The sequence below is a fragment of the Frankia sp. BMG5.60 genome (genome assembly GCF_059428125.1).
Window position 1 is genome coordinate 7607074 of sequence record NZ_CM182091.1, and the last position, 13262, is coordinate 7620335.

The following is a 13262-nucleotide window of genomic DNA, read 5'->3' on the forward strand; positions in this document are numbered from 1 at the left end:
GCGCGTGAGGCTTCCCGGCCCGGCCGCGGCCAGGTCTGCGGCGGCGGTGCTCGTCCGGACGCTGAGCGCCGAGCTGACCCGGCCGCAGCGGCGACCGCGGCGAGTGTGGACGAGGGACGGCGACGCGCATATCGAGGTTCATCCGCCGTGGCCCGAGGGTACGCAGCCGGATCCGGCGGTCGCCTACGTCCACCGGCGCCGGCTGCATCGCGCCGTCGTCGCCGCGCTGCATCGACTGGACGGCGTCGACTGGGCCGGGGTCGACGAGGCTCTGGGGCGGGTCCTGGTCAGCTTCGACTCCGATCGGGTGGACGTGGCGGAGCTGGTCGAGGCCGTCGCCGCGGCGGAGGCAGCCCTGCGCCAGGGCGCCCCCGGCGAGCCGGACCCGGACGGGGCGCGCGGGCGGGCCGCGCACCCGGGGGATCCGGGGCCGGTGGCGGCCGCGGTGATCGGACTCGGCGTGGACACCGCGGCGCTCGGCGTCACCGTGGCCGCCCGAATCTGCCGGGTGCCCGCCGTGCCCCGCGCCGCGGGAGCCGTGGTGGCGCTCGTGGATCATCAACCGTGGGTCCGGCGGGCGGTCGAACGCCGCCTCGGCCAGCATGGCGCCGATCTGATGATCGGCCTGCTCGGCGCGGGCGCGGGTGCGGTGACCCAGAGCCCGGACACCCTCGTCGTCGGCGTTGCCCACCGGGCGGCGGCCGTCGGCGAGCTGCTTGCCGAACGGGCGGTGTTCATCCGCCGGCAGTCCGACCTGCTGCGCCGCACCGCCCAGGCGGACCAGGTACTCGCCTCGCCCACGGTTCCGTCCGAGCCGGGCCGTGCGGTCCCTGACCGGCCAGCCCTCCCGGACATCCTGCCGCCGGTGGACCGGCCCGGTGCCGCGGCGTCGCCGAATGCTGCGGCGTCGCCGGGTGCCGCGGATCCGACGGTGTCGGGGCAGCCGCCGCCCGGCGGTCTGCCTGGCCCGTCCCGACTACCCGGCGAGCTCGGCGCCCGCGCGCGGGAACGTCGGCCCCGCCCGCTTCCCGCCGGCCCGATCGAGCGCAGCGCCGAGCGGATGGCCGCCGTCGGGCTCGCCGTCGGCGCGGCCGGCCTGCTTGCGGACGGCTCCCCGCGTATGGGCGGCGAGCTGGTGCTGGCGACCGTGCCGCGGGCGGCCCGACTGGGCCGGGAGGTCTTCGCGGCCACGGCGGCGCGCCGGCTGTCCGCTCGGGACGTGCTGACCCTCGATGCCGCCAGCCTGCGCCGGCTCGATCGGATCGACGCCGTCGTCGTCTGCGCACCGGTCCTGTTGGGACAGCGAATGCGGGTGCTGTCCGCCGCCGATGCGGCCACCTGGTCGCGGGCGGACCGGCTGCTCGACGAGGTGGATCCGCGGAGGGTTTTCCACCCGGGCGACGTCGTGGCGCGGGAGGGGGCCGCCCGGGTGGTGGCGATGCACGCCCACGGGCCGCGGTCGGCGCTGCACCCGGCCGGGCTACCCGTCGAGCTGCGCGCCGGCCGCCGCCGGGCGCGTGCCGTCGTCGGCGCGGAACTCGACGGTCTCGCCGAGGCGCTCCTGCGCGCGGCCCGGTCCTGCGGCACCGTCGTGCTCACCGCCCACGCCAGCACGGCCGAGCTCGCCGCGATCGTCGACACCGTGCTGTCCGCGGACACGCCTGCGGACACCGAGGTCTGGCGTTTGCAGGCGGCCGGTCGGGTGGTCGCCGCCGTGGCCGGGGGCGCGCGACCGGAGGCGCCGGCGATCGCCGACGACGCTGACGCGATGTTCTGCGCGGACGTGGCCATCGGGGTGGACGCCCCCGGTGCCCGGCCGCCCTGGTCCGCGGATCTGATCTGCGCGGACGGGCTCGCCGATGCCTGGCGGATCCTGCAGCTCCCGCCGGTCGCCGCGGCGGTCAGCAGCCGGTCGGCGACCCTCGCCCACTCCGCGTCGGCGCTGGCCGTCCTCACCACCATCGCCGGGCTGGGACGCGGGGACGCCGATGCGGGCCACGGCTGGGCGGCGCTGCTCCGGCCCGCGGAGCTTCTACGCGGCGGGCCGGTCAACGCCGCCGCGCTTGCCGCGATGGCCCTCGGCGCGCTCAGCGCGAGCCGCGCCGACCGGCGGAGCCCTCCGGCGCCCGTATGGCGCACCGACTGGCATGCCCTGTCGGCCGACACCGTGCGACGCCGCCTGGCCGCTGGTCCGCGGGACCCGGCGGGTCTGACCGTCGCCCGCACCGCCGAACCGGACTCCGCACGGCCGGTCCCGCCCGAGGGGACCATGCCCGTGGCCGCGCCATTCGCAGGTCCCTCGCCGGCGGGCCAGCCGGCTGCGAGGAACTTCGACTCCCCGACCTCCGGAGGGGCCCTGGGCTCGATGGTGTCCAGCGTCCGCGGGCTCCCCGGCGCCGTGCTCTCGGACCTGCGCGATCCGCTCATCCCGGTGCTTTTCGTCGGGGCCGCCGCGAGCGCGGTGCTCGGGTCGACGGTCGACGCGGCACTCGTGGCGGGCGTGTCGGTCGCCAACGCGGTGGTCAGCGGGACGCAGCGGGCCAGGGCCGAGGCGGTGATGCGCCGGCTGGTGGCCCGGCACACTCCGCTGGCCCGGTTGGTGACGACGGCGGGGACCCTGCTCGTCGACGCGGGCGACCTGCGCATGGGCGACCTCGTCGAGGTGCGTGCCGCCGACGTGGTGCCCGCGGACGCCCGGCTGGTCCATGCCGAGTCCCTGGAGGTCGACGAGTCCTCCCTGACGGGGGAGTCTGTGCCCGTCCTGAAGGACCTCGCCCCGACTCCGGGCGCCGCGCTCGCCGAGCGGCGCAACATGCTCTACGAGGGGACGACCGTGCTTGCGGGGGCCGGTCGGGCGGTGGTGGTCGCCGTCGGCGCTGCGACCGAGGCCGGTCGGGCGGGGCAGGCCGCGGTCGGCCACGACCGCCCGCAGGGTGTGCAGGCCCGGCTCGCTGATCTGACCCGGCTGTCGATGCCGCTCACCGCGGTCAGCGGGGCCGCCGTGGCTGGCCTGTCCTGGCTGCGCGGCACATCGTTGCGGTCCGCCGTCAACGCCGGGGTGGCCGTGGCGGTGGCCGCGGTCCCCGAGGGGCTTCCGCTGGTCGCCACCGTCGCGCAGATGGCGTCGGCGCGCCGCCTGGCCCGGCTCGGAGTGCTCGTCCGCTCCTCTCGCACCGTCGAGGCCCTCGGCCGTGTCGACACCGTGTGCTTCGACAAGACCGGCACCCTCACCGAGGGGCGGCTGGTGCTGCGCGACGTCGTGGTCCGCGCGGGCGTGGCGCGAGGAGGGTCGGGCGGTGCCGCAGGCGTGCCAGCCGCCCGATGGCGGCGGGTCGCCGCATCGGACCCGGCCGCGGCGGCGGTTCACCGGCTTGCGGCCGCGGCCAGTCCCGCGCCGGGTGGGCCGGTGCCGCACGCCACCGACCGGGCGGTGCTCGACGCCGCCCACGGGCTTCCTCCGCTGGGGGAACGCCTGGCGGAGACGCCGTTCGAGACCGCGCGTGGATACGCGGCCACGCTGCTGCGTGGCCCGGATGGGACGGAGGCGCTCGCCGTCAAGGGCGCCCCGGAGGTGCTGCTCGACCGCTGCGGGCTGGGGTCCGTCCGGCGGCGCGCGGCGGCGTCGGTCGCCGAGGACCTGGCCCGGCGCGGGCTCCGAGTCCTCGCCGTCGCCCGTGCGGACCACCCGTCGTCCGAGCGGACCTCGTCCGAGCGGACACTGCCCGAAGAGACGCCGCCGGAGCCGATGCCACCCGACAGGCCGTGGCCCCCGGGCAGGCACCCGAGATCGGGCCGGGGGAGCTCGGTGGGGGCGGAGCAGCTCCGCGGTCTGGAACTCGTCGGCTTCCTCGGCCTGGCCGACACACCCCGACCGTCGGCGGCCCCAGCCGTGCGCCGGCTGGTCGAGGCCGGGATTCGGGTGCTCGTCGTGACCGGAGATCACCCGGTGACCGCGGGCACGATCGCCGCCGAGCTCGGCGTCCCGGGGGCCGATCACGTCGTCACCGGCGCGGAGCTCGCGGCGCTCGGCGACGAGGAGTACGCGCGCCGGGTCGAGGAGGCGACGGTGTTCGCGCGCATCTCCCCCGAGCAGAAGGTGCGCCTCGTCCTCGCGCTGCGCCGGCGCGGCCACGTCGTGGCCATGACCGGGGATGGCACGAACGACGCCGCCGCGATTCGCGCCGCCGACGTCGGTGTCGCCGTCCGCGGCCACGGGTCGGCGGCGGCCACCGGCGCCGCCGACCTCCTGCTGACCGACGCCGACGTCACCCGCCTGGTCGACGCCCTCGAGGAGGGCGCGGGCATGTCGCAGGCGGTGACCGATGCGGTGTCCGTGCTGGTCGGCGGCAACGCCGGGGAGGTCGCGTTCACCGTTCTCGGCACGGCACTCGGGGGGACGGCGCCGTTGAATCCGCGCCAGTTGCTGCTCGTCAACCTGCTGACCGACATGGCCCCGGCGATGGCGCTCGCCGTCCGGGGGCGCGCACCGCAGGGCGGGCAGCCCTCCGCCGTCGGCGGCGCCGAGTCCGCCCGGACGGGTGGGGCTGTCGAGCGGGCGCTGCCCGGGACCGGCCCGGCCGGTCCGGGGGGTGTCCGCCGCGGCGGCGTGGCGGCGATCGACTGGCTCACCGGCCCGCTGCGACGCATCCTGCTGATCCGGGGCGGGACGACCGCGGGCGGAGCGAGCGCCGCCTGGCTGCTCGCCCGGCTGACCGGTACCCGGCGGCGCGCCTCGACCGTCGCGCTACTCGCGCTCGTCGGGGCCCAACTGGGCCAGACCCTGACCCTCGCGGGCCGGGATCCGCTGGTCATCACGACGGCGATCGCCAGCGTGGTCGCGCTCGCCGTGCTGGTCCAGACACCGGTGCTCAGCGCGCTGTTCGGGTCCCGCCCGGTCGGGCCGGTCGGCTGGTGCATCGCGCTGGGCGCCGCCGGCGCGGCCACCTTCGTGGCCTGGCGGGCGGCGAGGCGTCAGAGTTCCGAGAGGCCGCCCGGCCCGCATTGACCAGTCGGATCTGGGCTGACCCGGCCGAGGCGGCGGGTGTGTCGCCCGGCCGGGCCCGCCCTACCTCCGGCCGGGCCCGACCGGGCCGGGTCAGGCCGGACCGGGTCGAGCCGGGCCGAGCCAGACCGAGCCGGGTCAGGCTCGCTGGCCGGCCGGCACACCGAGCCAGCGGCGGACCAGGGTGGTCAGGACGAGGATCACGGCTGTCCCGACCACCTCGATGATCACTCCTGCGAGCAGATGGTTCATCATCGGACCTCCCGAAGCTGCCGTGGACGTGCTGCACGCGCGGATCCGACGCCGTCGGAGCGGCTCGGCCGCCCGTGTCGACGCGGATCAGGGCATGCGTCGACGGACCCCGCGCTCCGGTGACACCATGCGGTCCTAAGGTGAACGGAAGGCGAGATTCCCCGTTCGGCGGTGTGACGTGATGGTGAAGCCATCCGCGGTGAACGCCCGCGGACGGCGGCGGATGGACCGAGTCAGCCGGTCGGGTCCGGGACGTCGGACCGTGCGGCATCGGACCGTGCGGCATCGGACCGTGCCGCGAGCAGCGCGCCGACGGCGGCCAGGCCGGCCGAGACCGGGATGGCGACGGTCGCCGGCCGCGCCCCGGCGGCGTCCACGACCATTCCGCACAGCGGCGAGCTGACCGCCGCTCCGACGCTGGTGCCGGCGGTGAGCCAGGTGAAACCCTCGGTCCGCCGGGTGGCGGGGACCAGCCGCCCGGCGACGGTGTTTCCGAGAATCATCAGCGGGGCCAGCGGGAGGCCGGCGAGGCCGGCCCCCACGACGACCAGGACCAGCCGATCGGTGACCGGGATCAGCACCGCCGCCACGGCCAGCGCCAGGCCCGCGAGCGCGAACCGGCGCACCGGGTCGCCGCCGGCCGGGCGCGCGCCGTAGACCAGCCCGCTGAGCAGGCTCACCACGGTGATCAGGACGGGTAGCAGCCCGGCGCCGGCTCCCCAGCCATGCTCGCGGCCGAGCGCGATCAGAGCGACCTCACCGGCGCCGAAGAAGCCGCCGAGCCCGACGAATGCCATGATCACCGCCGGCATGCCGGGCAGCAGGACCACCGGCACGGATCGGCGGGCGGTCGTTGCGCAGGCGCCGGCTGTCGTACCCCTGTGGGCAACGGTTCCAGCGGCGGCCGAGGTGCTGGTGGCGGCCGAGGTGGTGGTGGCGGCCGAGGTGGTGGTGTCGGCCAAGGTGGTGGTGTCGATCGGGTTACTGGTGTCGGTCGAGGTTCCAGCGGCGACGGAGGTCGAGGTCACGGAGCCGGCCACTTCACCGACGCGCGGTGAGGTTCCGACGTCGGACGGGGCGCTGTTGCTGGTGCCAAGCGGGGTGCCGGTGCCGGGCGTGGTCCGGACGGGCCGGGGCACATCCGTGGCCGGGAGGGCCGCGAACAGCGGTACCGCCGTCGCCGCGCAGGCCAGGGCGACGATCAGCCCGGCGGGGGGCAGAGCACCGGCGAGCAGGCCGGCCGCGGCGGGCCCGAGGACGAACGACACCTCGTCCAGCACGGACTCCAGTGCGTAGGCGGACTGCAGGGTCGGCGAGCCTGCGAGCAGGTTCGCCCAGCGTTCCCGGGCCACCGCGCCGACCTGGGGCAGTGTCGCGCCGGTCAGCGCGGCCGCGGCCAGCATCACCACGGTCGGCGCCCGGACCAGCACCACCAGTCCGAACACGACGCCCACGAGGACGTGGAGGCCGGCGAGCACGAGCAGCACCCGGCGGGCGCCGGCTCGGTCGATGAGTCGGCTGATCACGGGACCCGTGAGGGCACCGGCCAGGGCCAGGGTCGCGCTGACGGCGCCGGCCTGGCCGTAGGAGCCGGTGACGTCCGCCACGAGCAGCAGGCTGCCCAGACCCAGCATCGAGACGGGTAGCCGCCCCACGAGTCCGGCCGCGACGCGCACCCACCCGCCCGGCTGGTCCAACAACATGCCGTAACCGTGGGTCGCCAGGCTGTCGGGAGCAGCGGGCGACACGGCCGGCCCTGGCAGTGCAGGTGTGGTCCGAACGGGCGAGGAGCCCGCCGGGATGGGCGGCTCGGCCGGCCTGGGGGAGGTCGGCCTGGGGGAGGTCACGTTGGGGGAGGAGGGGCGGTGCGCCGCACCGGCGTGGCTTCGCCGGCCGGGGCGGACCAGGCGGGGGAGGGCGGTCGCGCGCCGGTGGCCGGCGCCGGTGCCCGGCGTCAGACGCGGGGAGCGGCGGGATGGCGCGGTGAGGGGGTGGGGCACGTCCGGGGGGACGGCGGCGTCGTCGTGGGAAAGGTTCATGGATGCGTCCGCGGGCCACAGCGCGCAGCGGGCGCGAATCCGGCGGGGTGACGAAGCCCGGCAACGTCCGGCCCGGGGCGTGGACGCCGACGCGGCGACCGTCCGGGCTGCCGACGCGCGGCGAACGCGTCGACGACCGCCGCCCATACCGGCCACGACGGCGGGAAACCGGACGACGAGTTGCAACGCACCCTACCAGGCACGATGCTGACGATTCGGGCGCGTCGCCGCGACCGCGGGCCCGATGGCGGCCGTCGTCCCCGCCCTGAAGGCGTGCTTCGCGCTCCGCTAGCGTGAGGCGCGTGGAGGGGTGCAGACGGATGACGCGACCAGACCGGACCCGACGGGCGGGTGACCCGCCGACCGGCATGCAGTCCGGCCGCTGCAGGCACTCCGGCCGCTGCAGGCGCTCCGGGCACGGCTTGCAGTCCGGGCGCTGTGGGCCCGCGGGCTCCAGCCGGCGCCCATGAACTATTTCGAGGGCACGGTTCTCGGGCTGGTCCAGGGGCTGACCGAGTTCCTTCCCGTCTCCTCCAGCGCCCACCTGCGGATCACCGCCGCGCTGGCCGGCTGGGAGGATCCCGGCGCGGCGTTCACCGCGGTCACCCAGATCGGCACCGAGACCGCGGTGCTGATCTACTTCCGTCGGGACATCGCGCGGATCGTGCGGGCCTGGGCGCTGTCGTGGACCCGCCGCGAGATGCGCAAGGACACCGACGCCCGCATCGGCTGGCTGGTCATCCTCGGCACGATCCCGATCGGTCTGCTCGGCGTCACGTTGCAGGACGCCATCGAGGGCCCGTTCCGGGACCTTCGCCTGATCGCGACGACGCTGATCGTGCTCGGTCTCATCCTCGGCGGCGCGGACTGGTATGCCTCGAAGGGCCGCCCGCGCGGGCGGCACTCGCTGCCGCGGCCGCGCAAGACCCTCCCCGACCTGTCGGTGCGCGACGGCCTGCTCTACGGGCTGGCGCAGTCGGCCGCGCTCATCCCGGGCGTGTCCCGGTCGGGGGCGACGATCAGCGGCGGGCTGCTGCTCGGATACACCCGGGAGGCGGCCGCGCGCTACTCGTTCCTGCTCGCGATGCCCGCGGTGCTCGCCTCCGGCGTGTTCGAGCTGAAGTCGATCGGCGGTGACGGCGAAGAGGTGTCCTGGGGGCCGACGATCGTCGCCACGATCGTGGCGTTCGCCACCGGCTATGCGGCCATCGCCTGGTTCCTGCGCTACATCTCGACCCGCAGTTTCGCGCCGTTCGTGCTGTACCGGGTCGCGCTGGGGCTGCTGTTGCTGGCGCTGCTCGCAGGGGGCGCGATCAGCGCGGACGCGGGTGCCGCGACCGACTGACGACCCGCGGACGGACCCGCCGCGGTCGCGTCAACTACGGTGGGCTCGCAGCCCATGCGGCGTACGGAACGCGACGCGCGGTGGGCGGGGGTGCGGGGTACCTGCTCGGCGCGGTGGCGGGGAACACGGCGCCGAGGGGACGCGGCATGCCGGGACGTGGCCGTCCCCGGGCACGCGCATGGATCCGCGTGCGCGCGCCGGCCGCCTGCCGGACCCGGGCCCAGCAGGCGATGCCCGACGCCGCCGCCGAGCTCCTGGTGGCGGCCGCGACGGAGCGTGGAGGAACGCCATGAATCGGCCAGGGGTCGCGGGAACGCGGCCGTCCCCGGGGCGGCACGACGACCCGGACACGGCGGGCGGCGGGGTTGCGTCGGGCGGCGAGATTGCGTCGGGCGGCGGGGTCGCGTCGGGCGGTGACCCGGCGGACCCTGCCGAGGCCGTCGAGGCAGGTGATCCGGCCGGCGCAGCCGCCCCGACCGTGGGGTCCGTGAGGTCCGCGGGATCCGTCGCAGCCGGCGCAGCCGCCGCCGGGCTGACGGCCGCCGAGGTCGCCGAGCGGATCGCCGACGGCCACGTCAACGACGTGCCGCTGCGCTCCAGCCGGACCCTCGGGCAGATCGTCCGCGCCAACGTGTTCACCCGGATCAACGCGATCATCGGCGTCCTGCTGGCGTTCGTGCTCGTCGTCGGCCCGTTGCAGGACGCCCTGTTCGGCGGGGTGATCGTCGCGAACACCCTGGTGGGGCTGTTCCAGGAGCTGCGCGCCAAGCGCACCCTGGACCGCCTGGCGGTGGTCGGGGAGTCCCGGCCGCTGGTGCGCCGCGACGGGGTCGCGGCGCAGCTCGCCGCGTCCGAGATCGTCCTCGACGACGTCATCGAGCTCGGGCCGGGCGACCGGATTCCCGTCGACGGCGTCGTCGCCGAGGCCGAACACCTGGAGGTCGACGAGTCGCTGCTGACCGGCGAGGCCGACCCGGTGCACAAGCTGCCCGGCGACCAGGTCATGTCCGGCAGCTTCGTGGTCGCGGGCGGGGGTGCGTTCCGGGCGACCCGGGTGGGCCGCGAGGCCTACGCCGCGCAGCTCGCGGAGGAGGCCAGCCGGTTCACCCTGGTGCACTCCGAGCTGCGCGCCGGCGTCAGCACGATCCTGCGGGTCGTGACCTGGATGATCATTCCGACCGGCGTCGCGCTGATCATCAGCCAGATCTTCGTCAACGATGACGACTTGCCCGAGGCGATCCGTCGGATGGTCGCGGGCCTGGTGCCGATGGTGCCCGAGGGGCTCGTGCTGCTCACCTCGGTCGCCTTCGCGGTCGGGGTGGTGCGGCTGGGGCGCCGCCAGTGCCTCGTCCAGGAGCTGCCGGCGATCGAGGGGCTGGCCCGCGTCGACGTCGTCTGCCTCGACAAGACCGGCACCCTGACCGAGGCGGCGATGGACGTCGCCGAGCTGCGCATCGTCGACGCGACCGCGGCGACCGCGGCAACCCCCGCACCCGCCGCACCCGCCGCAACCTCCGCAACGGCCGCACCCTCCGCAACGGCCGCACCCGCCGCAACCCCCGCAACGGCCGCAACGGCCGCAACGGCCGCAACCGACACGGACGGCGGCCCCGCGACGGAGGCGGCCCGTCAGGTGCTCGGCGTGCTCGGCGCGGCCGACACCCGACCGAACCCCAGCATGCAGGCGATCATCGACGCCTACCCGGCGCCGGTGGGCTGGACGGTGCGCGCGGACGCTCCGTTCTCCTCGGCCCGCAAGTGGAGCGGTGCCACCCTGGCCGACCCGGCCGGCACCGTCACCACCTGGCTGCTCGGCGCGCCGGACGTGCTGCTGCCCGCCGGCCACCCGGTGCTCACCGAGGTTGACGGTTACGGCGCGCGCGGGCTGCGGGTGCTGCTGCTCGGCCGGTTCTCCGCCCCGCTCGACGGCGCGCTGGCCGACCCGGCGAGCGTCCCGGCGGCCGTCGTCCCGGTCGCGCTGGTCGTGATCGCCCAGCGGCTGCGGGCGGACGCGCCGGACACGCTGCGCTACTTCGCCGAGCAGAACGTCGCGGCGAAGGTGATCTCCGGGGACAACGCGCTGTCCGTCGGCGCGGTCGCCCGTTCCCTGGGCCTGCCCGGTGCCGACTCGCCGGTGGACGCGAGGACGCTGCCGACCGATCCCGTCGGCCTCGCCGACGCCCTGGAAACCCATTCGATCTTCGGGCGGGTGACCCCGCAGCAGAAGCGGGCGATGGTCGCCGCGCTGCAGTCACGCGGGCACACGGTCGCGATGACCGGCGACGGCGTCAACGACGTCCTCGCCCTCAAGGACGCCGACATCGGCGTCGCGATGGGCTCGGGCAGCCAGGCGGCCCGCGGCGTCGCGCAGATCGTCCTGCTCGACAACAGCTTCGCGACGCTGCCGTCCGTCGTCGCTGAGGGACGCCGCGTCATCGGCAACATCGAACGTGTCGCGAACCTGTTCCTGACGAAGACCGTCTACTCGGTGCTGCTCGCCATCCTGGTCGTCGTCACCCGGGTGCCCTACCCGTTCCTGCCGCGGCATCTCACGCTGCTCGGCTCGCTGACGATCGGCATCCCGGCGTTCTTCCTCGCGCTCGCCCCGAACGCCGAGCGGGCCCGCCCGGACTTCGTCGGCCGGGTGCTGCGCTTCGCGCTGCCCGCCGGGATCCTCGCCGCGGCGGCGACCATGGCGTCCTACCTGGTGGCCCGGTCGATCTACGACGATCTGAACGCCGAGACGTCGATGGCGACCCTGACGCTGTTCCTCATCGCGCTGTGGGCGCTGGCGATCGTCGCCCGCCCCTACACGTGGTGGCGCATCGCCCTGGTCCTGACCATGGCGGTCGCCTTCGTGCTGGTCCTGGTGATCCCGTTCGGCCAGGAGTTCTTCCAGTTGTCGCTGGTGGGAACGACCGGTCCGTGGACGGGGGTGGGCATCGCCGCGGGCGCGGCGGTCCTGCTCGAACTCGTCTGGCTGCTGACCCGCCGGCACCTGTCGGTCGCGGCCTCCAGGAATGAGCTGGCCGCGGCGCGGCGCCCCTCGACGACGCAGAGCAACGTGCGGACGCTGCCGGCGCTGCCGGCGCAGCCGTTGCCCGGTGCCCAGCCCGCCGCGGGTGGGGGGACGCCGGGGGCTCGCGCCTGACCCGGGCCGCGAGGGGAGGACGGGACGGGACGCGCGGCCCGAGGGCGCCACGGTGCCGGTCAGGATGCGGGGCGGGCGGCGCGGGCAGCGGACCTCCCGGGGACAGCCTTCCCCGCCGAGGGCTTCCCCGCCTGCGCCGACGGCCGGCTCGCCGGGGGCGGCTCCTGCCCGCCGGCCGGGCCGCCGTCCGACTCCCGCCGGGTATGCGGGATCGGTCCGGCCAGGCCGCCGGCCTGCTCGACCGGCCTGCTCGACCCACGGGCGCCCGGGACGCCGACGGTCGCGAGCGGGGTGCGCAGCGCGGTGAGGGCGAGGGCGCTGGCCGCGACGGACGCGGTGAGGATCGCGGTGGAGGCGCCTTCGACCGCGGTCGGGTCGGGCAGGGCGAGGCGGGCGATGAGCAGGCTGACGGTGTAGCCGACACCGGCGAGCAGGCCGAGGGGGACGAGGTGGCGCCAGTGGACGCCGTCGGGCAGGCGGGCGATCCCGAGGCGTACGGCGAGCCACGCCCCGGCGGGGACGCCGAGGAGTTTGCCGGCGAACAGGCCGACGGCGACTCCCCGGCTGATCGGGTCGGTGGCGACGTGCAGCAGGGCCGACGGGGCGAGGGACACTCCGGTGGCGGACAGCGCGAACGCGGGGAGGACCACGGCGGCGCTGATGGGGCCCAGGTGCCGTTCGAGCCGGGCGGCGGGCGCCTCGGGTTCGCCGGGGTCGGGCCGGACCCGGACCAGCAGGCCGAGGGCGACGCCGGCGACGGTGGCGTGGATGCCGGCGGCGTGCACGCAGACCCAGGTGGCGACGGCGAGCGGGACGTGCAGCAGCGGTGAGGCCCAGCGCCGGCGGTGGGCGAGGGCGGCGGCGGCGAGCAGGGCGGCGGCGGCGGCCAGCCAGCCGGGGGAGATCCGGTTGCTGAACCCGACGGCGATGAGCAGGATGCCGCCGAGGTCGTCGGCGACGGCCAGGCCGAGCAGGACGGTGCGCAGTCCCGCCGGGGCCCGGCGGCCCGCCAGCGACAGCACCCCGAGGGCGAAGGCGATGTCGGTGGCCACGGGGATGGCCCAGGCGTGCCCGGCGCCCGGGGTGCGGTGGGTGAGGGCCAGGCAGATCAGCGCGGGTGCGATCATGCCGCCGGCCGCGGCGGCGACGGGCAGCGCCGCGCTGCGGCGGTCGGCCAGGGCGCCGACGGTCAGTTCGCGGCGCAGTTCCAGGCCGACGGTGAAGAAGAAGACGGCCAGCAGGGCGTCGGCGACCCAGTCGGTGACGTGCATGTCGGCCAGGTGCAGCCAGGCCGGGCCGAGGCCGGCCGGGGTGGACCAGACCGCGTTGTAGCCGCCGGGTGCGACGTTCGCCCAGACCAGGGCGGCCACCGTCGCGCCGACGAGGAACAGCCCGCCGGTGGTCTCCGCCCGCAGGAACACGGCGAACCGGTCGCGATATGCCCCTCGTGCGTCGCCGTACGGTCGGCGCGGC

General features: G+C 76.3%; 5 protein-coding genes. 3 read left to right on the forward strand and 2 right to left on the reverse strand.

Going from position 1 to position 13262, the window contains the following annotated elements; translation table 11 throughout:
* The first annotated feature begins 4 nt into the window (after nt 1-4).
* Nucleotides 5-5005 carry a cation-translocating P-type ATPase gene (locus tag AC5R91_RS31165; RefSeq protein WP_495394854.1) on the forward strand — a complete coding sequence of 1667 codons (5001 nt, stop codon included), beginning with the start codon at nt 5-7 and terminating at the stop codon, nt 5003-5005.
* 482 nt (nt 5006-5487) lie between these two features.
* On the opposite strand, the gene AC5R91_RS31170 is transcribed toward AC5R91_RS31165, so the two are convergent.
* Nucleotides 5488-6957, reverse strand: coding sequence for an MFS transporter (locus tag AC5R91_RS31170; RefSeq protein ID WP_495394855.1), 1470 nt, complete (start codon nt 6955-6957; stop codon nt 5488-5490).
* An 802-nt stretch (nt 6958-7759) separates the two neighbouring features.
* On the opposite strand from AC5R91_RS31170, the gene AC5R91_RS31175 reads away from it, so the two are divergent.
* Together AC5R91_RS31175 and AC5R91_RS31180 are read left to right on the forward strand one after the other, a co-directional pair.
* Entirely contained in the window at nt 7760-8638 is an 879-nt protein-coding gene (locus tag AC5R91_RS31175) for an undecaprenyl-diphosphate phosphatase (protein WP_495394856.1), read from the forward strand.
* 289 nt (nt 8639-8927) lie between these two features.
* Nucleotides 8928-11789: an HAD-IC family P-type ATPase gene (locus tag AC5R91_RS31180; RefSeq protein WP_495394857.1), complete on the forward strand. Its 2862-nt coding sequence runs from the start codon at nt 8928-8930 to the stop codon at nt 11787-11789.
* A gap of 59 nt (nt 11790-11848) precedes the next feature.
* On the opposite strand, the gene nhaA is transcribed toward AC5R91_RS31180, so the two are convergent.
* Nucleotides 11849-13210 carry a Na+/H+ antiporter NhaA gene (gene nhaA, locus AC5R91_RS31185; protein ID WP_495394858.1) on the reverse strand — a complete coding sequence of 454 codons (1362 nt, stop codon included), beginning with the start codon at nt 13208-13210 and terminating at the stop codon, nt 11849-11851.
* Between the last annotated feature and the right edge of the window lie 52 nt (nt 13211-13262).

Coding starts and splice junctions, on each gene's coding strand:
- AC5R91_RS31170 (WP_495394855.1), bottom strand. CDS start 6,957: ATGTTGTTGGACCAGCCGGGCGGGTGGGTGCGCGTCGCGGCCGGACTC.
- AC5R91_RS31175 (WP_495394856.1), top strand. CDS start 7,760: ATGAACTATTTCGAGGGCACGGTTCTCGGGCTGGTCCAGGGGCTGACC.
- AC5R91_RS31180 (WP_495394857.1), top strand. CDS start 8,928: ATGAATCGGCCAGGGGTCGCGGGAACGCGGCCGTCCCCGGGGCGGCAC.